At 71.4% G+C, this 19,519-nt stretch carries 15 protein-coding genes; 7 read left to right on the top strand and 8 right to left on the bottom strand.

Translation table 11 applies throughout. The features are described 5' to 3' along the window. Positions 1-12: 12 nt before the first annotated feature. Genes VPH61_RS03455 through rhaI form a run of 5 tightly spaced genes read right to left on the bottom strand, consistent with a single transcriptional unit; the run spans position 13 to position 6,667 of the window. Positions 13-996: a serine hydrolase domain-containing protein gene (locus VPH61_RS03455; protein ID WP_332062115.1), complete on the bottom strand. Its 984-nt coding sequence runs from the start codon at positions 994-996 to the stop codon at positions 13-15. Positions 997-1,036: 40 nt separating this feature from the next. Further along, entirely contained in the window at positions 1,037-1,963 is a 927-nt protein-coding gene (locus tag VPH61_RS03450; protein ID WP_332062114.1) for a 2-hydroxyacid dehydrogenase, read from the bottom strand. Between the two features lie 7 nt (positions 1,964-1,970). After that, positions 1,971-3,425 (bottom strand): rhamnulokinase, encoded by a 1,455-nt coding sequence (locus VPH61_RS03445; protein ID WP_332062113.1) that lies wholly within the window; start codon positions 3,423-3,425, stop codon positions 1,971-1,973. Beyond that, positions 3,422-5,458: a bifunctional aldolase/short-chain dehydrogenase gene (locus VPH61_RS03440; RefSeq protein ID WP_332062112.1), complete on the bottom strand. Its 2,037-nt coding sequence runs from the start codon at positions 5,456-5,458 to the stop codon at positions 3,422-3,424. Before VPH61_RS03440 ends, VPH61_RS03445 begins: the two co-directional genes overlap by 4 nt. A gap of 42 nt (positions 5,459-5,500) precedes the next feature. Continuing rightward, positions 5,501-6,667 (bottom strand): L-rhamnose isomerase, encoded by a 1,167-nt coding sequence (rhaI, locus tag VPH61_RS03435; RefSeq protein WP_332062111.1) that lies wholly within the window; start codon positions 6,665-6,667, stop codon positions 5,501-5,503. Positions 6,668-6,817: 150 nt separating this feature from the next. Between rhaI and VPH61_RS03430 the strand changes: the two genes are divergently transcribed. From VPH61_RS03430 to VPH61_RS03400, 7 genes are all read left to right on the top strand, one after another. Further along, positions 6,818-7,825, top strand: coding sequence for a LacI family DNA-binding transcriptional regulator (locus VPH61_RS03430; RefSeq protein WP_332062110.1), 1,008 nt, complete (start codon positions 6,818-6,820; stop codon positions 7,823-7,825). Positions 7,826-7,939: 114 nt separating this feature from the next. After that, positions 7,940-9,298, top strand: a complete 1,359-nt coding sequence (gdhA, locus tag VPH61_RS03425) for an NADP-specific glutamate dehydrogenase (RefSeq protein ID WP_332062109.1) — start codon at positions 7,940-7,942, stop codon at positions 9,296-9,298. Between the two features lie 260 nt (positions 9,299-9,558). Next, positions 9,559-10,506, top strand: coding sequence for a carbohydrate ABC transporter permease (locus VPH61_RS03420; protein ID WP_332062108.1), 948 nt, complete (start codon positions 9,559-9,561; stop codon positions 10,504-10,506). Further along, on the top strand, positions 10,499-11,422 hold the full coding sequence (locus VPH61_RS03415) for a carbohydrate ABC transporter permease (RefSeq protein ID WP_332062107.1): 924 nt from the start codon (positions 10,499-10,501) through the stop codon (positions 11,420-11,422). Before VPH61_RS03420 ends, VPH61_RS03415 begins: the two co-directional genes overlap by 8 nt. A 68-nt stretch (positions 11,423-11,490) precedes the next feature. Then, entirely contained in the window at positions 11,491-12,813 is a 1,323-nt protein-coding gene (locus tag VPH61_RS03410; RefSeq protein WP_332062106.1) for an ABC transporter substrate-binding protein, read from the top strand. Positions 12,814-12,894: 81 nt separating this feature from the next. Continuing rightward, complete coding sequence (locus tag VPH61_RS03405; protein WP_332062105.1) at positions 12,895-14,907, top strand: DUF6807 family protein; 2,013 nt, start codon at positions 12,895-12,897, stop codon at positions 14,905-14,907. Continuing rightward, the gene (locus tag VPH61_RS03400) at positions 14,904-16,013 is read left to right on the top strand and encodes a M24 family metallopeptidase (RefSeq protein ID WP_332062104.1); all 1,110 of its coding nucleotides are present in this window, start codon (positions 14,904-14,906) and stop codon (positions 16,011-16,013) included. Before VPH61_RS03405 ends, VPH61_RS03400 begins: the two co-directional genes overlap by 4 nt. Before the next feature lie 13 nt (positions 16,014-16,026). Here the strand turns inward: VPH61_RS03400 and VPH61_RS03395 are convergent, their stop codons facing one another. From VPH61_RS03395 to VPH61_RS03385, 3 genes are read right to left on the bottom strand one after another with little or no spacing between them, the layout of a single operon-like run. Next, a complete protein-coding gene (locus tag VPH61_RS03395; RefSeq protein WP_332062103.1) occupies positions 16,027-17,547 on the bottom strand; it encodes an aldehyde dehydrogenase (NADP(+)) in 1,521 nt (506 codons plus the stop codon). Further along, a complete protein-coding gene (locus VPH61_RS03390; protein ID WP_332062102.1) occupies positions 17,544-18,614 on the bottom strand; it encodes a mandelate racemase/muconate lactonizing enzyme family protein in 1,071 nt (356 codons plus the stop codon). The genes VPH61_RS03395 and VPH61_RS03390 overlap by 4 nt, the downstream gene beginning before the upstream one ends. Further along, positions 18,611-19,510 carry a 5-dehydro-4-deoxyglucarate dehydratase gene (locus VPH61_RS03385; RefSeq protein ID WP_332062101.1) on the bottom strand — a complete coding sequence of 300 codons (900 nt, stop codon included), beginning with the start codon at positions 19,508-19,510 and terminating at the stop codon, positions 18,611-18,613. The genes VPH61_RS03390 and VPH61_RS03385 overlap by 4 nt, the downstream gene beginning before the upstream one ends. Positions 19,511-19,519 lie beyond the last annotated feature (9 nt).

Here is a 19,519-nt window from a genome sequence, read left to right as displayed (position 1 = left end):
ACCGGGTGAGGCTCAGGCTGCCGCGACCACGGCGTTATGCAGCTCGTCGGCCTCGACGCCGAGGCGCCGGATGCCGCCGCCGACGCTCGTGAGCAGCACGAAGCACGTGTCGCTCGATGGCGTGATCCAGAACTCGCATCCGCCCCAGCCGCCGTGGCCGAAGCCGTCGCGGGCGAGCAGACCGGGGGCGTCGTTGCGCAGGTTCCAGGTGAAGCCCCAGTCCTGCCCGCGCGAGGCCGGGTAGGGCTCGAGCTTCGTCATGCCGGCGGTGAGTGGGCGCAGCATCGCCTCGACCGTGACGGCGGCGAGGAGCGAGCCGTCGTTCCGCAGCAGGGCGGTGCCGACGGCGAGCAGGTCGGTCGCACGCCCGAGGGCGCCGGCACCGGGGTGGCCGAGTGCCGCGAAGCGGGGGTAGTCGAGACCCTGCGCGGCCGCGTCGACGACCTCGTGGGGCGACGCGTCGGCATCGAGGGTGAATCCCGTCGCCCCGGCGCGCGCCGTGACGGCCGTCACGGCGTCGAACCACGGCTCGCCGCCGGCGTGTTCGATCATCGCGGCGATGCCCTCGAAGCCGAGCGTCGAGTAACGCGTCGCGGTGCCCGCCACGAAGTCGCGGCCGGGCGCGATCAGTGACCGGCGGAGATCGCCCTGGTCCATCGGTGGCTCCCCGATGCCCGAGCTGTGGCTCACGAGGTGGCGGAGCCGCACGACGTCGTCGCGCCCGGCCCCGAAGTCGGGCGCGGCGCTCGCGAGCGGGGTATCGGGCGTGAGCCGGCCGCGTTCGACGAGTCGCAGGGCGGCCAGGCCGACGAGCGGCTTGGTCACCGAGAACAGCGGGTAGAGGTCGTCGACGGATGCCGCGCGCCCGCGTTCGGTGCCGAACGCCTCGAGTGCGACCACGCCCTCGCTCGTGGCGATGCCGAGCACGGCGGTCGGCAGGGCGTCGCGGGCGTCGTGGCGGCGCACCCAGTCGAAGGCGTCGTCGAAGCGGGGCATGGGGTCCTCTCGGGGGTGTTGCGGGCAGTCGCGGTTCGGGTCAGCTGCGATACACGACGTTCAGGGGAGCGTCGCCGCGCAGCATCCGCTCGATCTGCTCACGCAGCAGCCGCGCCATGCGGGGCATCATCGCGGTCGAGGCGCCGCCCACGTGCGGGCTCACGAGCACGTTCGGCAGGGCGAAGAGCGGATGCCCCGCCGGCAGCGGTTCGGGGTCGGTGACGTCGAGCGCGAACCGGAGCCGACCGGACTCGGCCTCGGCGATGATCGCGTCGGTGTCGGCGACCCGGCCGCGGGCGATGTTCACGACGAGGGCGCCGTCGGGCAGTGCCGCGAGGAACTCGGCGTCGACGAGCCCCGTCGTGGAGTCCATGAGCGGCACGCCGACGATCACGATGTCGGAGTTCGGCAGCAGGGTCGGCAGCTCGTCGATGCCGCGGATGAAGCCCTGCTCGTCGGAACGGGCGCGACTGGCGACGCGCGTGAGCTCGACCTCGAAGGGTGCGAGCCGCGCCTCGATGGCCCGCCCGACGCCGCCGTAGCCGATGAGCAGCACCCGGCGGTCGGCGAGGCTCTCGTAGCGGGCGGGTGCCCAGCGGCCCTCGCCGGCGGCTCGCACGAAGTCGGGGATGCCGCGCTGCGAGGCGAGGATGAGCGCGAGGGCGAGCTCAGCGGTCGAGGTCTCGTGCACGCTCGCGGCGTTCGCGTAGACGTGGCCCTGCGGGAGCGCATCGGGCACGTCGTCGTAGCCGATGGACTGCGACTGCACGAGCTGCGTCGCCACGCCGTCGAGTGCTCGGAGCCGCGCGGCGGCGCCCATGTACGGCGGCACGACGAGGTCGATGCGATCGGCGGGCGGCGCGCCCGTGAGGTCCCACACGCGTACCTCGGCACCGGCCGGCGGCGTGCCGAGGGCGTTCAGCAGGGCTTGGCCGGGCACGGTCACGAGCAGTCGGGCATCCGTCATGCAGCAATCATTCCAGAGACACGGGTTCGTACCGTCGCGGCGCGAACGCCTGCGCTACGAGCGCGCGCAGCGCCTCGAGGTCGCCGGTCACGAAGCCCTGGGCGCGCGCCTGCACGAGCACGTTGCCGATGGCGGTCGCCTCGACCGGGCCGGCGAGCACCGGGAGCCCGGCGCGGTCGGCCGTGCGCTGGCAGAGCAGCTCATTGAGGGCGCCGCCGCCGACCACGTGGATCGTCTCGACGTCGACCCCCGAGAGGATCGATGCGTCGCGCACGGCACCCGCGAACGCCTCGGCGAGGCTCTCGACGATCGCGCGGGCGAACTCGGCGCGGTTCGACGGCCCGGGGATGCCGCGTTCGGCGCACCACTCGGCGATGCGGCCGGGCAGGTCGCCAGGCGCCAGGAACCGGGGGTCGTCGACGTCGAAGACCGCGACGGGCGCGGTGACGGATGCCGCGGCCGCGAGCAGCTCTGGCAAGTCGATGCGCTCGCCGTCGCGCTCCCACCACCGCACCGACTCCGACAGGAGCCAGAGGCCCATGACGTTGTGCAGGAATCGCACGCGGCCGTCGACGCCGCCCTCGTTCGTGAAGTTCGCCTCGCGCGCGGCATCCGTCGTCACCGGGTGCTCGAGCTCGACGCCGACGAGCCCCCACGTGCCGCACGAGATGTAGGCGGCGGATTCGGCGCGCATCGGCACGGCGACGACCGCTGACGCGGTGTCGTGCGAGCCGACCGCGACGACCTCGACGCCCGAGTGCGCGCCGAGTTCGGCGGCGACCGTCGCGCGCAGCGCGCCGAACGATTCGCCGGGGCTCACGAGCGGTGCGAAGACGGATGCCGGGAGCCCGAGCCGCTCGATGAGCTCGTCGTCCCACTCGCCCGACTCGCCGACGAGACCCGTCGTCGAGGCGTTCGTGCGTTCGGCGAGGCGCGCGCCGGTGAGCTGGAACCCGATCAGGTCGGGCACGAGGAGGAGCGAGTCGGCGAAGCCGAGCCAGTTCCCGGAGGCGCCGTCGCTGTTCTGCTCGGCGGCGAGCTGGTAGAGCGTGTTGAACGGCAGGAACTGCAGGCCGTTGCGCCGGTAGAGCTCGTCGAACGGCACCGCAGCGTGCACGGCCTCGACGCCGCGCTCGTTCCGCTCGTCGCGGTAGTGGAACGGCTCGCCGAGCATGCGGTCGCCGCGGAGGAGCCCGTAGTCGACCGCCCAGGAGTCGACGCCGATCGACGCGATGCCCGGCTGGCGCCGGAACGCCTCGGCGAGACCGCCAGTGAGGTCGCGGTAGAGCCCGGTCAGGTCCCAGTGCAGGCCTGAGGCGAGGCGAACCGGGCCGTTCGGGAATCGTGCGACGTGACCGAGCGCGAGCGTGCCCGCGCGGCCGTCGACGTGGCCGACGATGACACGCCCGCTCGTCGCCCCCAGGTCGACCGCTGCGACGGTGCCCGCGCGCGAACCGCTCATCGCAGGAAGGCGGCGGCGACGCCCGCGTCGACGGGGATGTGCAGCCCGGTCGTGTGCGAGAGTTCGGGCCCGGTGAGCACGATGACCGCGTTGGCGACGTGCTCGGGGAGCACTTCACGCTTCAGGATGGTGCGCTGGGCGTAGAACTTGCCGAGGTCCTGCTCCTCGATGCCGTAGGTCTTCGCGCGGTTCGCGCCCCAGCCCGACGCGAAGATGCCCGAGCCGCGCACGACGCCGTCGGGGTTGATGCCGTTGACCTTGATGCCGTACTCGCCGAGTTCGACGGCGAGGAGGCGCACCTGGTGGGCCTGGTCGGCCTTCGTCGCGGAGTAGGCGATGTTGTTCGGGCCGGCGAACACCGAGTTCTTCGACGAGATGTAGATGATGTCGCCGCCGAGGCCCTGGTCGATGAGCACGCGCGCGGCGGCCTTGGAGACGAGGAAGGAGCCCTTGGCCATGACGTCGTGCTGCAGGTCCCAGTCGGCCTCCGTGGTCTCGAGGAGCGGCTTGGAGAGAGAGAGGCCGGCGTTGTTCACGACGAGGTCGAGGCCGCCGAAGGCGAGCACGGCGTCGTCGATCGCGCGCTGCACCGCCGCGGCATCCGTGACGTTCGCCTGCACGCCGATCGCGACATCCGCGGTGCCGAGCTCGGCTGCAGCCGCCTGCGCCTTGTCGAGGTCGAGGTCGGCGATGACGACGCACGCGCCCTCGGCCGCGAGGCGGGTGGCGATGGCCTTGCCGATGCCGGATGCCGCGCCCGTGACGAGCGCGATGCGGCCCGCGTGCGGCTTCGGCTTCGGCATGCGCTGGAGCTTGGCCTCCTCGAGCGCCCAGTACTCGATCGCGAACTTCTCGGCGTCGCTGATGGGGGAGTAGGTCGAGAGCGCCTCGGCGCCGCGCATCACGTTGATCGCGTTGATGTAGAACTCGCCGGCCACGCGAGCGGTCTGCTTGTTCGCGCCGTAGCTGAACATGCCGACGCCCGGGATGAGCACGATGAGCGGGTCGGCGCCGCGGATCGCGGGGCTCTCGGAGGTGGCGTGCGCGTCGTAGTACGCCTGGTAGTCGGCACGGTACGCCTCGTGCAGTTCCTGCAGGCGGGCGACGGATGTCTCGACGTCGGCGTCGGCCGGCAGGTCGAGCACCATCGGCTTGACCTTGGTGCGCAGGAAGTGGTCTGGGCAGCTCGTGCCGAGCGCGGCGAGTCGCGGGTGCTCGGCGCGGGCGAGGAAGTCGAGCACCTCGGGGGCATCCGTGAAGTGGCCGACCATGGGCTTGTCGTGGCTCGCGAGGCCGCGGATCGTCGCCGCGAGCGCGGACGCCTTCGCGCGTCGTTCGGATGCCTCGAGCGGCGCGTACCCCTCGAGCTCCGGGCCGAACGGCTCGGCCGCACCGTGCTCGGCGATGTAGGCCGCAGCGGTGTCGATCATCCAGAGCGAGTTCGCCTCGGTCCCCTCCGAGGTGTCGCCCCACGCGGTGATGCCGTGCCCGCCGAGGATGCAGCCGATCGCGGCGGGATTCGCCGCCTTGATGGCGGCGATGTCGAGCCCGAGCTGGAAGCCGGGGCGGCGCCACGGCACCCACACGACCTTCTCGCCGAAGATCTTGCCCGTCAGCTCCTCGCCGTCCGCCGCCGTCGCGATCGCGATGCCGGAGTCGGGGTGCAGGTGGTCGACGTGCGCCGCATCGACGAGGCCGTGCATGGCCGTGTCGATCGACGGCGCCGCGCCGCCCTTGCCGTGCAGCGTGTAGTCGAAGGCGGCGACCATCTCGTCTTCACGGTCGACGCCGGGGTACACGTCGACCAGAGCGCGCAGGCGGTCGAGGCGCAGCACCGCGAGGCCCTGCTCGGTGAGCGCGCCGAGGTCGCCGCCCGAGCCCTTGACCCACATCAGCTCGACGGGCTCTCCGGTGACCGGGTCGGTCTCGGTGCCCTTCGCAGAGGTGTTGCCGCCCGCGTAGTTCGTGTTCTTCGGATCGGCGCCGAGGCGGTTCGACCGCGCGATGAGGTCTGCTGCTGCCTGGTTCGTCATGAGGGGATTCCTTCGGTGATGCGGAGGGTGATCGGGGGAGGCTCAGGCGCCCCAGCTGGCCTGCACGCCGCCGACGCGGTCGGCCGCGATCTGCTGCAGGTAGCCGGATGCCGCGAAGGCGGCCATGGGGTCGGCGGGACGGCCGCGCGACTCGCGCCACTCGGCGAGGGCTGGGCGCACGTCGGTGTAGAAGGCGTCCATGAAGATGCGGTTGGCCTCGAGCACGTCGCCCGAGAGCTGGGCCGCGCGAAGCGCCTCGCGGTCGACGATGAGTGCGCGGGCCGTCATCTCCTGCACGTTCAGCACGGAGCGGATCTGGCCGGGCACCTTGTCTTCGACGTTGTGGCACTGGTCGAGCATGAACGCCACGTCGGGGTTGTTGAGGCCACCGCCGCGAATGACCTCGAAGAGGATCCGGAACAGCTGGTACGGGTCGGCGGCGCCCACGATGAGGTCGTCGTCGGCGTAGAAGCGCGAGTTGAAGTCGAAGGACCCGAGCTTGCCGAGCCGCAGCAGCTGCATGACGATGAACTCGATGTTCGTGCCCGGCGCGTGGTGGCCCGTGTCGAGGCAGACCATGGCCTGGTCGCCGAGCGCGGCCACCTGCGCGTAGCTCGTGCCCCAGTCGGGAACGTCGGTGTGGTAGAACGCCGGCTCGAAGAACTTGTACTCGAGCACGAGGCGGTGCTCGTCGCCGAGGCGGGCGTAGATCTCCTGGAGCGAGTCCTGCAGGCGGTCCTGGCGGCCGCGCAGGTCGGCCTGCCCCGGGTAGTTCGAACCCTCGGCGAGCCAGATCTTCAGGTCGCGCGAGCCGGTCGCATGCATGATGTCGATGCACTCGAGGTGGTGGTCGATCGCCTTGCGCCGCACACCGGCGTCTTCGTGGGTGAGGGCGCCGAACTTGTAGTCGTCGTCCTGGAAGGTGTTGGAGTTCACCGTGCCGAGCTCGACGCCGAGGCCTTCGGCGTGCGCGCGGAGGGCCGAGTAGTCGTCGACCTTGTCCCACGGGATGTGCAGCGCGACCTTCGGGGCGAGCGCCGTGAACTTCTGCACCTGCGCGGCATCCGCGATCTTCTCGAAGGGGTCGCGGGGGGTGCCCGGCGTGGCGAACACCTTGAAGCGGGTGCCCGAGTTGCCGAACGCCCAGCTCGGCAGTTCGATGGACTGCCGCTCGAGCTGGCCGAGGACGTCGGTTGAGAGGATGCTCACGATGGCTCTTTCCGTGGGTGCATGATTGAATCGTTTTAATTCAGTGAACGTGAGCAACTTACGATCACGGTGGAACGATGTCAAGTCGCAGAATCCAGCGATGGTACGTTTCACTGCAGAGCCGACCGACGAGCGGCGAAGGGCAGGGCGATGACGGTCAGTGTGCGGGATGTCGCGGCCGCGGCATCCGTGTCGGTCGGAACCGTCTCGAACGTGCTGAACCGCCCCGACAAGGTGGCGCCCGCAACGGTCGCCCGCGTCACGGCGGCCATCGAAGAACTCGGCTTCGTCCGCAACGACGCCGCCAGGCAGCTGCGAGCAGGGCGCAGCCGATCCATCGGGCTCGTCGTGCTCGACGTGCGCAACCCCTTCTTCACCGATGTCGCCCGCGGCGCTGAAGACCGCGCGGCCGAGGAGGGCATGACGATCCTGCTCGGCAACAGCGACGAGAACACCGATCGCGAACGCGCCTACCTCGACCTCTTCGAGGAGCAGCGGGTCGCCGGCGTGCTCATCTCACCGCTCGCCGACGACCTCCCGCGCCTCCAGCGCCTGCGCGACCGCGGCACGACCGTGGTGCTCGTCGACCGCGAGGTGCCCGATCGGAGCTTCTCCTCCGTCGCCGTCGACGACGTGGTCGGCGGCTACCTCGCCGTGCGTCACCTCATCGAGACCGGTCGCCGGCGCATCGCCTTCGTCGGGGGGCCCGCGAGCATCCGCCAGGTCGCCGACCGCTGCGAGGGCGCCCGCCGGGCCGTCGCCGAGTCGGCGGGCGTGACCCTCGAGATCGTGCCGACCGAGTCCCTCAGCGTGCTCGCGGGCAGGGCCGCGGCAGAGGGGATCCGCGAGCGCGCGGCATCCGCTCGGCCCGACGCGATCTTCGCCGCGAACGACCTGCTCGCCATGGGCGTGCTGCAGGCCCTCATGATGCAGGGGGGCATCGACGTGCCCGGCGAGATCGCCCTCATCGGCTACGACGACATCGACTTCGCCTCGGCGGCGGTCGTGCCGCTCTCGTCGATCCGGCAGCCGGCCGCACTCATCGGGTACACGGCCGTCGACCTCATGCTGAAGGAGGCCGGCGGCGAGGCCGTGCAGGAGCGCGTGGTGTTCCAGCCAGAGCTCGTGGTGCGCGAATCGACGGGCGTCGGGGCCTAGGCCCCGGCGCAGCGGCCAGCGTCACACGGCCGGAGGCTTCCTCGACACTGGGTAGTGTGGAAAGGCCGCGCGCGACATGCACCACGTGGCATCCGTTCGAGAGAAGGGCGCGCGTTGCCGAACCGCAGCACCATCGAAGACATCTACGCCGACACGTTGCGACGCAACCCCGGCGAGGTCGAGTTCCACCAGGCCGTGCGCGAGGTCTTCGACTCCCTCGGACGCGTGCTCGACAAGAACCCGCAGTATGTGCAGGCGTCGATCCTCGAGCGCATCTGCGAGCCCGAACGCCAGATCATCTTCCGCGTGCCGTGGGTCGACGACGCCGGCCAGGTGCGCATCAACCGCGGATTCCGCGTGCAGTTCAACTCGGCCCTCGGCCCGTACAAGGGCGGGCTGCGGTTCCACCCGTCGGTGCTGCTCGGCACCGTGAAGTTCCTCGGCTTCGAGCAGATCTTCAAGAACGCGCTCACGGGCATGCCCATCGGCGGCGGCAAAGGCGGCAGCGACTTCGACCCCAAGGGCCGCTCCGACGGCGAGATCATGCGGTTCTGCCAGTCGTTCATGACCGAGGCGTACCGGCACATCGGCGAGTACACGGATGTCCCTGCCGGTGACATCGGCGTCGGTGGGCGTGAGATCGGCTACCTGTTCGGTCAGTACAAGCGCATCACCAATCGCTACGAGTCGGGCGTGCTCACGGGCAAGGGCGTGACCTGGGGCGGCTCGCTCGTGCGCACCGAGGCGACCGGGTACGGCGCCGTCTACTTCACCGAGCACATGCTCGCGACCCGCGGCCGCTCCTTCGACGGCGCCCGGGTGCTCGTCTCGGGCTCGGGCAACGTCGCCGTCTACGCGATCGAGAAGGTGCAGGCGCTCGGCGGCATCGTCGTCGGCGCCTCCGACTCCTCGGGTGCGATCCACGACCCCGACGGCGTCGACCTCGAACTGCTGCGCGACCTCAAGGAGCGACGACGCGAGCGCATCTCGGTCTACGCGGATGAGCGCGGGGGGCGTGCGAAGTTCCTGCCCGGGGCATCCGTGTGGGACATCGAGAGCGCCGAGCGCATCGACGTCGCCCTGCCGTGCGCGACGCAGAACGAGCTCGCCGAGGCGCAGGCCGCGAAGCTCGTGGCCTCGGGTGTCGTCGCCGTCGCCGAAGGCGCGAACATGCCGACGACGCCGGGCGCGCTCCGCGTGCTGCGCGAGGCCGGCGTGCTCTTCGGCCCAGGCAAGGCGGCGAACGCCGGCGGCGTCGCGACCTCGGCCCTCGAGATGCAGCAGAACGCGTCGCGCGACTCGTGGGGCTTCGAGCACACCGAGGAGCGGCTCTCCGAGATCATGGCGGGCATCCACGAGCGCACCGCGGCGACGGCCGACGAGTACGGCGCGCCGGGCGACTACGTGGTCGGTGCGAACATCGCGGGATTCACGCGGGTCGCCGACGCGATGCTGGCACTCGGCGTCATCTGAGCGGTCGTGCTCGGGGCGCGCAGCGGCGCGTGCTCGGAAATCCTTTTCCCGACCCTGAGAAAAGGTTTGCCAGGCGGTTGCGAGGCGTGCTAGAAAGGGTTCCACGGCGCTGAGGAAACGTTTTCTCAGCTGCGGCTCCTCCGCCGCACATCACCGGTGATGAACAGGAGCGTCAACGTGGACAGCACCAAACAGCTTCGGCGCGACCGGGCCTTCGCCCGTGGGTCGTGGCGCCGTTGCGCGGCCCGAGGCGGGTCGCGGTGAGCGCGCTCGGCGAGCTGCGGCAGATCGGCAGAATCCGTCGTTCCGAGCAGTCGGCGGTCGACAAGGCCGCGGCGCGGCGCGACAACAAGGCCGCCTACCTCTTTCTCCTGCCCTGGTTCATCGGCCTCGGCCTCATCACCATCGGGCCGATGGTGGCCTCGCTCTTCCTCTCGTTCACGAAGTACAACCTGCTGCAGCCGCCGACCTTCACCGGCGTCGACAACTTCGCCCGCATGTTCGAAGACGAGCGACTCCACAACGCGCTCGGCGTGACGTTCGTCTACGTGCTCGTCTCGGTGCCGCTGCAACTCGCGGCCGCCCTCGGGCTCGCGGTGCTGCTGGACCGCGGCCTTCGAGGGTTGTCGTTCTACCGCTCGGTCTTCTACCTCCCGTCGCTCCTCGGCTCGAGCGTGGCGATCGCCGTGCTGTGGAAGCAGGTGTTCGGGTCCGAAGGGCTCGTGAACGTCATGCTCGGCTGGTTCGGCGTCGAGGGCCAGAGCTGGATCGCGAACCCCGAGACCGCACTGTCGACGCTCATCACCCTGAACGTCTGGACCTTCGGTGCGCCGATGGTGATCTTCCTCGCGGGGCTCCGCCAGATCCCGACGATGTACTACGAGGCGGCCGAGGTCGACGGGGCCACCCGCCGGCAGCGATTCGCCCGCATCACCCTGCCGCTGCTCACGCCGATCATCTTCTTCAACTTCGTGCTGCAGCTGATCCACGCCTTCCAGTCGTTCACGCAGGCGTTCATCATCTCGAGCGGCACCGGCGGGCCGGCCGACTCGACGCTCTTCTACACGCTCTACCTCTACAACCGCGGTTTCGCGAACTTCGACATGGGCTACGCCTCGGCGCTCGCGTGGGTGCTGCTCATCATCATCGGCGCGTTCACCGCGATCAATTTCTGGGCTTCGAAGTATTGGGTGTTCTACGATGACTGAAACGCTGACCACCGCCGTACCGGCCGTCTCCGGGTTGCGACGCACGCCCGACGAGATCGCCCGACTGCGCAGGAGCCGCGCCGGCGGCCGCTCACCGGTTCGCAGCGCGATCAAGCACGTGCTGCTCTGCCTCACCGGGCTGATCATGCTCTACCCCGTGATCTGGCTCGTGGTGAGCTCGCTTCGACCGAGCGACGAGATCTTCCGCAATCCCGGCCTCGTGCTCGAGGGGCTCGAGACCTCGAATTACACCGTCGGCTGGAACACGCTGTCCGAACCGTTCGGCGTCTTCCTCCTGAACTCGGGGCTCGTGGTGCTCGGCTGCATCGTCGGCAACCTCGTCTCGTGCTCGATGGCGGCCTACGCGTTCGCCCGCCTGCGGTTCAGCGGCAAGCGCATGTGGTTCGTCGTCATGCTGACGACGATCATGCTGCCGATCCACGTGATCATCGTTCCGCAGTACATCCTGTTCAGCCAGCTCGGCTGGGTGAACACCTTCCTGCCGCTGATCCTCCCGAAGATCCTCGCGACCGACGCGTTCTTCATCTTCCTCATGGTGCAGTTCATCCGCGGCATCCCGACCGAACTCGACGAAGCCGCGCGACTCGACGGCTGCGGACATCCGCGCATCTTCGGGCAGATCATCCTGCCGCTCATGGTGCCGGCGCTCGCGACGACCGCGATCTTCACCTTCATCTGGACCTGGAACGACTTCTTCAGCCAGCTCATCTACCTGACCAAGCCCGAGATGTACACCGTGCCGCTCGCCCTGCGCGCCTTCATGGATGCGCAGTCAGCGACCTCGTGGGGGCCGATGTTCGCCATGAGCGTCGTCTCCCTGCTCCCGATCTTCCTCGTCTTCCTCTTCGGTCAGCGGTTCCTCATCAAGGGCATCGCCACGACCGGGGGGAAGTGACCCGCACCAGCCGCACCAAGATTCCGCACCTCGCACTGCACAACCGCCACCATCGAAAGGACACACCAATGAGAGGCACTCCGCGCCTTCGCAGCACATTCGGCATGCTCGCGATCGGCACCGTCGCCGCGCTCGCCTTCACCGGTTGCGCGGGCGCTCCCGCAGCCGAGGCGGGCCCTGAGCTCTCCGACGAACCCGTGACGCTCCGATTCACCTGGTGGGGCAACGACGCCCGCACCGCCGCGACCGAGGAGGTGATCGCCGCATTCGAGAAGGAGTACCCGAACATCACGATCGAGCCGCAGTTCACCGACTGGGGCGGCTACTGGGACAAGCTCGCCACCGAGACCGCGGCGAACGACACCCCCGACATCATCCAGATGGACGAGAAGTACATCGCGACCTACGGAGCGCGCGGCGCGCTGCTCGACCTCGCCCCGCTCGACGAGCAGATCGACACCGCGGACTTCCCCGAGTCGGCGCTCGCCACTGGCACCCTCGACGGGGCGATGTACGGCATCCCCGTCGGGCTGACGAGCTACTCGATCATGGCCAACCCCACCCTCCTCGAGCAGGCGGGTGTCGACGAGGTCGACGACGAGAGCTGGACGTGGGACGATCTCGCCGAGGTCGGCGGAGCCGTCTCGGCCGCCGGCGCCGGTTCGATCTGGGGGGTCGCGCCCTGGGGCTTCGAAGACGGTGGCCTGAACAACTGGGCCCGCCAGCACGACGACGCCCTCTACGACGCCGACGGCGACGTCGGCATCGACCCCGACACGCTCGCCGGCTGGTACGAGCAGCTGCTGACCATGGTCGACGCCGGCACCACGCCGCCCGCGGGCAACATCGTCGAGAAGCAGAGCGGCGGCCTCGCCGAGTCGTTCACCGCCACGAACACGGCGGCCTTCGGCCCATGGTGGGGCAACCAGCTCACGGCGCTCACCGACGCGAGCGGCTCGCCCATCGAGATCATGCGGGTGCCGACGGTCGACGGCGAGGCCGGCGAGTCCGCGTACTACAAGCCCTCGATGTTCTGGTCGATCTCGGCGCGAACCGAGCACCCTGCAGAGGCTGCGTTGTTCCTCGACTACCTCGCCAACAGCGAAGACGCCGCCGACATCCTGCTCACCGAGCGTGGCGTTCCGGCGAACGAAAAAATCCGCGCCTACATCGAGCCGAAGCTCTCCGAGACCGATGCCGCGGTCGTGGCCTACCTCGACGAGTTGGCCGACGTGGTCGGAGACGCGCCGCGGATGACCCCGCCCGGCGGCTCCGCGATCGAGGCGCTGCTGAAGCAGTACACCGAGCAGGTGCTGTTCGCGCAATTGACGCCCGAGCAGGCGGCGGAAGGCTTCATCGCCGACCTCCAGGCTGCGATCGACGCCGCCTGACGCGCAGCGCGACGGGCCGGGGGGCTGCGGCTCCCCGGCCCGTCGCCGCCCGCCCTCGACCCGAACCCCCAGGAGCCACGGATGCCCCGCCACGCACGCTCGACGCGAGTCGCGACCCTGCTCGTCGGCACGCGCGGTTTCGGCGCCGTGCATCTCGAGCGCCTCGCCGCTCGCACCGGTGAGACCGAGCTCGTCGCCGTCGCCGATCCGGCCGGCGCGCCCGCGGAGGGCTTCGGTGCCGAAGCCCCGGCCTTCGAGTCCCTCGAGGCCGCGCTCGCCGCCGGGGTGCGCCCCGACCTCGTGATCGTCGCGACGCCGACCGGCAGCCATGCGGCGCTCGCCGAGACGGCCCTCGGCGCCGGGGCCGACGTCTACCTCGAGAAGCCGCCGGTCGCCTCGATGGCCGACTTCGAACGGCTGCTCGAGGCCGAGCGGCGCAGCGGACGTGCGGTGCAGGTGGGCTTCCAGAGCCTCGGTTCCGCGGCGCTCGACGCCATCGCCGCCGAGGGCGAGGTGAGCTCGGTCGCCGCCTCCGGAGCGTGGCTGCGCACTCGGGCGTACTGGCGACGCTCGGCGTGGGCCGGCCGGCGCACGCTCGACGGCAGGCCGGTGGTCGACGGGGTGGTGACCAACCCGCTCGCCCACGCGGTCGCGACCGCGCTGCGCATCGCCGGAGCCCACACAGCCGAAGACGTGGCGAGCGTCGAGCTCGAGCTGTACCGCGCGAACGACATCGAGGCCGACGACACGAGTTCGCTGCGGGTGACGCTCGCCTCCGGCATCCGCCTCGGCATCGGGCTCACCCTCTGCGCGGCCGAGCAGGAGCCGCCGGTCATCGCCGTACGCACGACTGGGCGCGACGTCGAGTTCTCGTACACGCGCGACGAACTGCGCACCGTCGCGGGTCCCGACGCCGCGCAGGTCGGCGAGGTGCGCCGCTTCGACCGGCTCGACCTGCTCGACGACCTGCTCGCGCATCGCGCGACCGGCTCCGGGCTGCGCTCGCCGCTGGCCGGCGCCGGGGCGTTCATGCGGGTGCTCGAGGGTGTGCGGCTCGCGCCCGATCCCGAGCCGGTGCGAGTGACGGCCGTCGCCTGGCGCGGTGAGGGCGATGCCGCGCATCCCGTGGTCGACGACGTCGCCTGGTGGGTGCGCCGCGCCGCCGAGCAGGCCGCGCTCTTCAGCGAACTGGCCGTGCCGTGGGCGCGGCAGCCGCACGAGGCATCCGGTGTCGAGATCGGCGTGGATGCGCGAGGCGAGACGGCCGCCTTCGCCCGTCGTGACGACGGCACCGCCGTCACCGCCACCTCCTCGCCGCGGCCGTTCCTGCATCCGATCCGCACGCCGGGGGGCATCGTCGTGAGCGACGCGCATCCCGTCGACCACGACTGGCACCTCGGGCTCTCGTTCGCGGTGCAGCATGCCGGCGGTGCGAACTTCTGGGGTGGGCGCACCTGGGTGGCCGGCCAGGGGTATCGCTGGCTGGCCGATCACGGCCGCATCGAGACGGTCGCCTTCGAGGCCCGCGACGAGGGCTACTCGGCGCGGAGCGCGTGGCGGGCCCCCGATGGAGGCGCATTGCTCGAGCAGCGCACCGAACTCCGGCTCGCACCGGTGCTGAAGACGGCGGCGGGCGGCATCCGCGTCTTCGATCTCGAGGTCGAACTGCTCGCGACCGGTGAACCGGTCGAGCTCGGCAGCCCCGGCAGCAACGGCCGAACGGGCGCCGGGTACGGCGGCCTGTCGTGGCGACTCCCGCGCACCGATTCGGTTCGCGTACGAACAGCGGATGCCTCGGGCGAGGACGAGTGCCACGGCCGCACCGCCCCGTGGCTGGCGTGGACCGCGCCGTTCGACGGCGGCACCGCGACCGTCGCGCTCGCCGGAGCCGACCCCGTCACCGCAGCCGATCCGTGGTTCGTGCGGGTCGACGGCTATCCCGGCATCGGGTCGTCGCTCGCCTGGGACCGCGATGCGGTCGTCGGGCCGGAGCCGTTCGTTCGGAGATGGCGGGGGCTCGTCGCCGACGGCGACCCCGGCGATGAGGTGATCGGGGCGCTGCTGTCCCGACCGACCGGCGGGGCGCTGGGGTGAGCGCGGTCGAGACGGCTGCGGCGAGTGACGCCGCAGCGCGGCACCTCGCGGCCAGAGCCGATGAGCTGCGGGAGAAGCACGGGCGGCTCCGCGAGCTGCTCGACGCGCGCGGCGCGCGGTCGATCGTGCTCGACGGGCAGCCTTCGCTCGCCTGGTTGCTCGCCGGAGCGCGGGTGCACGTGTCGCTCGCGGCCCCGCCGATCGCCCATGCCGTGGTCGACCACGACGGCATCACCGTGCACACGACGGCCAACGAGCGGGCGCGCCTCGTCGAGGAGGAACTGCCGCCGGGGATCGAGGTCGTCGCGGTGCCGTGGCACGAGGTGGCGCAGCGGCGGCCGACCGATTCCGGGCAGTTGCGGGAATCAGCGGTCGAACACGAGCTCGCCGCGCTCCGGCGTCGCCTGCTCCCGGCCGAGCACGATCGATATCGGGCGCTCGGAGCCGACGCAGCGAAGGTCGTCGGTGACGTCCTTCGCGCGGCACGGCCCGAGGACTCCGAGGCGCTGATCGCCGCCCGGGTGGCGGCCGGCATCGTCGAGCTCGGCGCCGAGCCGCTCGTCACGCTCGTGGCCGGAGCCGGACGCGTCGCCCACCGGCATCCGCTGCCCGGCACCGGGCCGCTCGGACGCCGGGCCATGGTCGTCGTCTGCGCCCGGCGTCGCGGCCTCATCGCGAACCTCACGCGCTGGGTGCGCTTCGACGAGGCCCCGCGCGCTGAACGCGACGCCGAGCGGCGCATCCTCGATGTCGAGGCGGCGGCGTTCGCAGCCCTCGTGCCCGGTCGGCCGTACAGCGAGGTCTTCGACGAATTGCGGCGTGCGTATGCCGCCCACGGGTTCGACCGCGACGAATGGGGAAGCCACCATCAGGGCGGGCCCGCGGGCTACGCGGGTCGCGACCCGAGACTCGGCCCGGGCGTCGCCGGAACGGTCGAGGCGGGCCAGGCGTTCACGCTGAACCCGTCGGCACCCGGAGTCAAGGTTGAAGACACCGTGCTCGTGACCGGTGACCTCGGCCAGACAGTCGAACCGATCACGGTCGACGCCGAGTGGCCGAGTGCGATCGTCGCGGGCATCGCGCGCCCGCTCGTGCTCGAGCGCTGAGCTCGGGGCTGAATCAGGTGAGGAGTATCCCGTCGACCCGGCGGGCGCTGCCCGGCAGGGCCTCGTCGCGCAGCGGCGCTGGAAGCAGCTCGGCCGGGGCGTCCTGATACGCGATCGGGCGCAGGAACCGGCGGATCGACGTCGCCCCCACGGAGGTGTGCGTGGACGTCGAGGCCGGCCACGGCCCGCCGTGGTGCTGCGACCAGGTCACCGCCACCCCCGTCGGCCAGCCTGCGAACAGCACCCGCCCGGCGATGGAGGCGAGCAGTTGCACGATCGAGGAGGCGTCGTCGCCGGGCTCGGCGTGGAGGGTCGCCGTGAGGCTGCCGCCGATCGCGCGCACGGCCGCGTCGAGCTCGGCGGGGCCGCGATAGCGGGCGAGCAGCGTCACGGGGCCGAAGCACTCCTCGAGGAGGATGTCGGGGCGTTCGGCGACGGCCCGTGCGCTCGTGCCGAGCACGACGGGGGTGGGAGCGTCGTCGCTCGCCGTGCCGTAGGCGATGACGGAGACCGACGGATCCGCCGTCAGTCTCGCCAGGCCCGCCGGGAACGCGGCGCCGATGCGTTCCGTGAGCAACGGGCCTGCCGACAATGGGCCGATGGCGGCGGTGAGCCCGGCCTCGAAGCCCGTGCCCTCCGGCACGAAGACGATGCCGGGCTTCGTGCAGAACTGGCCCGAGCCGAGGGTGAACGAGGCGGCGAGGCCCGCCGCGAGTTCGGCCCCGCGCGATGTTGCGGCGGCCCGCGTGATCACCACCGGGTTGACGCTGCCGAGCTCGCCGTGGAACGGGATGGGATCGGGCCGGCCGTTGGCGAGATCGAACAGGGCCCGCCCGCCCGAGAGGGATCCCGTGAAGCCGGCTGCCCTGATGGCCGGGTGCACGACGAGCGCCTGGCCGGCGGCGCGCCCCGAGATGTGCGCGAAGGTGCCGTCGGGTGCTCCAGCCCGTGCGAGGGCGCACGCGACCACGGCGGCGGTCGCGGCCGAGAGCCGTGGATGCCCCGAGTGGCCCTTCACGATCACGGGGCATCCGGCGGCGAGGGCCGAGGCCGTGTCGCCGCCGGCGACCGAGAACGCGAAGGGGAAGTTCGACGCGGAGTACACGGCGACCGGCCCGACAGCGGTCAGCATTCGGCGGAGTTCGGGGCGGGGCGGCCTCGCGGCGGGGTCGGCCCGGTCGATCGCGACCTCGCGCCAGGCGCCGTCGCGCACGACCAGGGCGAACAGCCGGAGCTGTGCGCTGGTGCGGGCGACTTCGCCGGTGAGGCGGGCGGTGCCGAGCCGGGTCTCGAGCTCGGCGAGCTCGACGAGTTCGTCGCGTGCCGCGTCGATCGCGTCGGCGATCGCGTCGAGCCAGTCGGCCCGCTCGGCGTCGGAGACGGCTTCGAGCGCCACGGATGCCTGTGCGGCACGTTGCCCGAGGGCGTCGACCTGATCGAGTGGAGTCTCGACGAGCGCGAGTGCGGCGGGCGCGGGCGCGTCGGGTACGGGCGCGTTCGACGGCTGCCGGGTCGGTGCTGCGGTCTTGGTCATCGGGGTCCTTCGCGGAATCGGAGCCCGAGGCCGGTGCGGCCGCTCGAGCGCAGTCGGCCCCGGGTGATCTCGACCGGGGATGGTCCGTCGAGCGCGCCGAGCGCGCCGAACCCGGCGTCCTCGACGTCTTCGACCAGGTGCCCGCCGGGCAGCGCGAGCGCGAGCTGCCCCGAGAGCTCGGGCAGCAGATGGGGATGCAGTGCGAGTCCGCGATCGGCGGCGTCGGCGGCGATGTCGAGGAACGGCGTGATGCCGCCGACGCGCACGATGTTGGGCTGTACGACGCGCACGCCCGACCTCGAGGCCTCGTCGAAGCGGTAGCGGGTGTGCAGGTTCTCGCCGACCGCGATCGGCGTGTCGATGCGGCGGGCGAGTTCGGCGTGGGCGGCGAGGTCGTCGGCGAGCAGGGGCTCCTCGATCCACGCGGGGGCGAAGGGTTCGAAGGCGTGCATCGCCTCGGTCGCCTGCTCGAGATCCCAGCGCTGGTTCGCGTCGAGCATCAGGGCCCGGTCGTCGCCGAGCAGCCGCCGCACCTCGCGCACGCGGTCGACGTCTTCGACGAGGGAGGGCCTGCCGACCTTGATCTTCACCGCGTCGTGGCCGGCGGCGATCCAGCGTTCGACCTGGGCGAGCAGCTCGTCGGTGGAGTAGTGCAGGTTGACCCCGCTGCCGTAGACGGCGACCTCGTCGTGGGTGCGGCCGAGGTACTCGGTGATCGACCGCCCCTCGCGTTCGGCCGCGGCATCCCACAGCGCGAGGTCGAGGCCGGCGAGCGCGATCGTGGTGATTCCGCCGCCGCCCGCCTCGTGCAGGTGCCGCCACAGTTCGGGCCAGCAGCTGCGCGGGTCAGCGTCACGGCCGACGGCGGCGTCGCGGATCTCGTGCTCGAGCAGCGCGAGCACGGCTGTGCCCCCGATCGTCGGGGTCCACGTGAAGCCGTGGCCGATGACGCCGTCGTCGAGCTCGACCCGGGTCGCCACGACCGACATCGAGGTGACGCGCTCGCCCCACGGCCGAGTGAGCGGCACGTTCAGCAACCTGGCGTCGAGCGAGCGGATCGTCGTCACAGCAGTGACCGTCCGGCTTCGAGGATGTCGGCGAGTCGCTGCTGCTGTTCGGCGGTCGGGTCGACGAGGGGAGCGCGCACGCCGCCGACCGGCACGCCGGCCAGGCGCAGTCCCGCCTTGACGAGCGAGACGCCGAAGCCGGGGGTCTCGTCGCGCAGCGCGACGAGCGGCGTGTAGAACCCGTCGATGAGGCGGAGCCTCGTCGCCTCGTCGCCGGCGTCGTAGGCGCGGTAGTACGCGTTCGCGATCTCGGGAGCCATGGCGAACGCAGCCGAGGAGTACATCGGAACGCCGATGCCGCGGTAGGCGCCCTGGCTGAGTTCGGCGGTGAGCAGTCCGTTGAAGAAGAGGAAGTCGTCGCGGTCGGCCTGCTGCACGCGGCGGACGATCTGCTGGGTCAGCCCCACGTCGCCGACCCCGTCCTTGAAGCCGATGACCTGCGGGTCGCGGGCGAGGCGTGCCACCGTCTCAGCGGTGTACTGGGCGGTGCCGCGATGGTAGATCACGACCGGCAGCCCGGACGCCTGGCAGATCGCTTCGACATAGGCGACGAGTCCGGACTGGGTTCCGCCCACGAGGTAGGGCGGAAGTACGAGCAGCCCGTCGGCACCGGCGTCGCGGGCGGCCCGCGCTGCGGCGATCGCATGCCCGAGCGGCCCGCCGGCACCGGCGATCACCGGAACCCGCCCCGCGACCGTGCCCACCGTTGCAGCGACGATCGCCGCGATCTCGTCGAGCGCGAGGGCGTGGTACTCGCCGGTGCCGCAGGCCGGGAACACGCCGCCCGCGCCGGCCTCGACGCCGCTCGCGACGTGGTCGGACGTGAGGCCGGCATCGAGCGCGCCGGTCGCCGAGAAGGGAGTGACGGGGAAGAACAGGATTCCGGAGAAGTGCATGGGATCGCC

The sequence above is a fragment of the Agromyces sp. CCNWLW203 genome (assembly GCF_036576125.1).
Taxonomy (GTDB): Bacteria; Actinomycetota; Actinomycetes; order Actinomycetales; family Microbacteriaceae; genus Agromyces.
The sequence above is the reverse complement of the archived record's forward strand: the minus strand, read 5'-3'. Positions and strand labels throughout refer to the sequence as shown.

Bases quoted from the DNA above. Each gene is read 5' to 3' on its own strand.
- VPH61_RS03430 (WP_332062110.1), top strand. From the start codon at position 6,818: ATGACGGTCAGTGTGCGGGATGTCGCGGCCGCGGCATCCGTGTCGGTC.
- VPH61_RS03395 (WP_332062103.1), bottom strand. From the start codon at position 17,547: ATGACCAAGACCGCAGCACCGACCCGGCAGCCGTCGAACGCGCCCGTA.
- VPH61_RS03385 (WP_332062101.1), bottom strand. From the start codon at position 19,510: ATGCACTTCTCCGGAATCCTGTTCTTCCCCGTCACTCCCTTCTCGGCG.
- VPH61_RS03455 (WP_332062115.1), bottom strand. From the start codon at position 996: ATGCCCCGCTTCGACGACGCCTTCGACTGGGTGCGCCGCCACGACGCC.
- VPH61_RS03440 (WP_332062112.1), bottom strand. From the start codon at position 5,458: ATGACGAACCAGGCAGCAGCAGACCTCATCGCGCGGTCGAACCGCCTC.
- VPH61_RS03445 (WP_332062113.1), bottom strand. From the start codon at position 3,425: ATGAGCGGTTCGCGCGCGGGCACCGTCGCAGCGGTCGACCTGGGGGCG.
- VPH61_RS03415 (WP_332062107.1), top strand. From the start codon at position 10,499: ATGACTGAAACGCTGACCACCGCCGTACCGGCCGTCTCCGGGTTGCGA.
- VPH61_RS03405 (WP_332062105.1), top strand. From the start codon at position 12,895: ATGCCCCGCCACGCACGCTCGACGCGAGTCGCGACCCTGCTCGTCGGC.
- VPH61_RS03450 (WP_332062114.1), bottom strand. From the start codon at position 1,963: ATGACGGATGCCCGACTGCTCGTGACCGTGCCCGGCCAAGCCCTGCTG.
- VPH61_RS03410 (WP_332062106.1), top strand. From the start codon at position 11,491: ATGAGAGGCACTCCGCGCCTTCGCAGCACATTCGGCATGCTCGCGATC.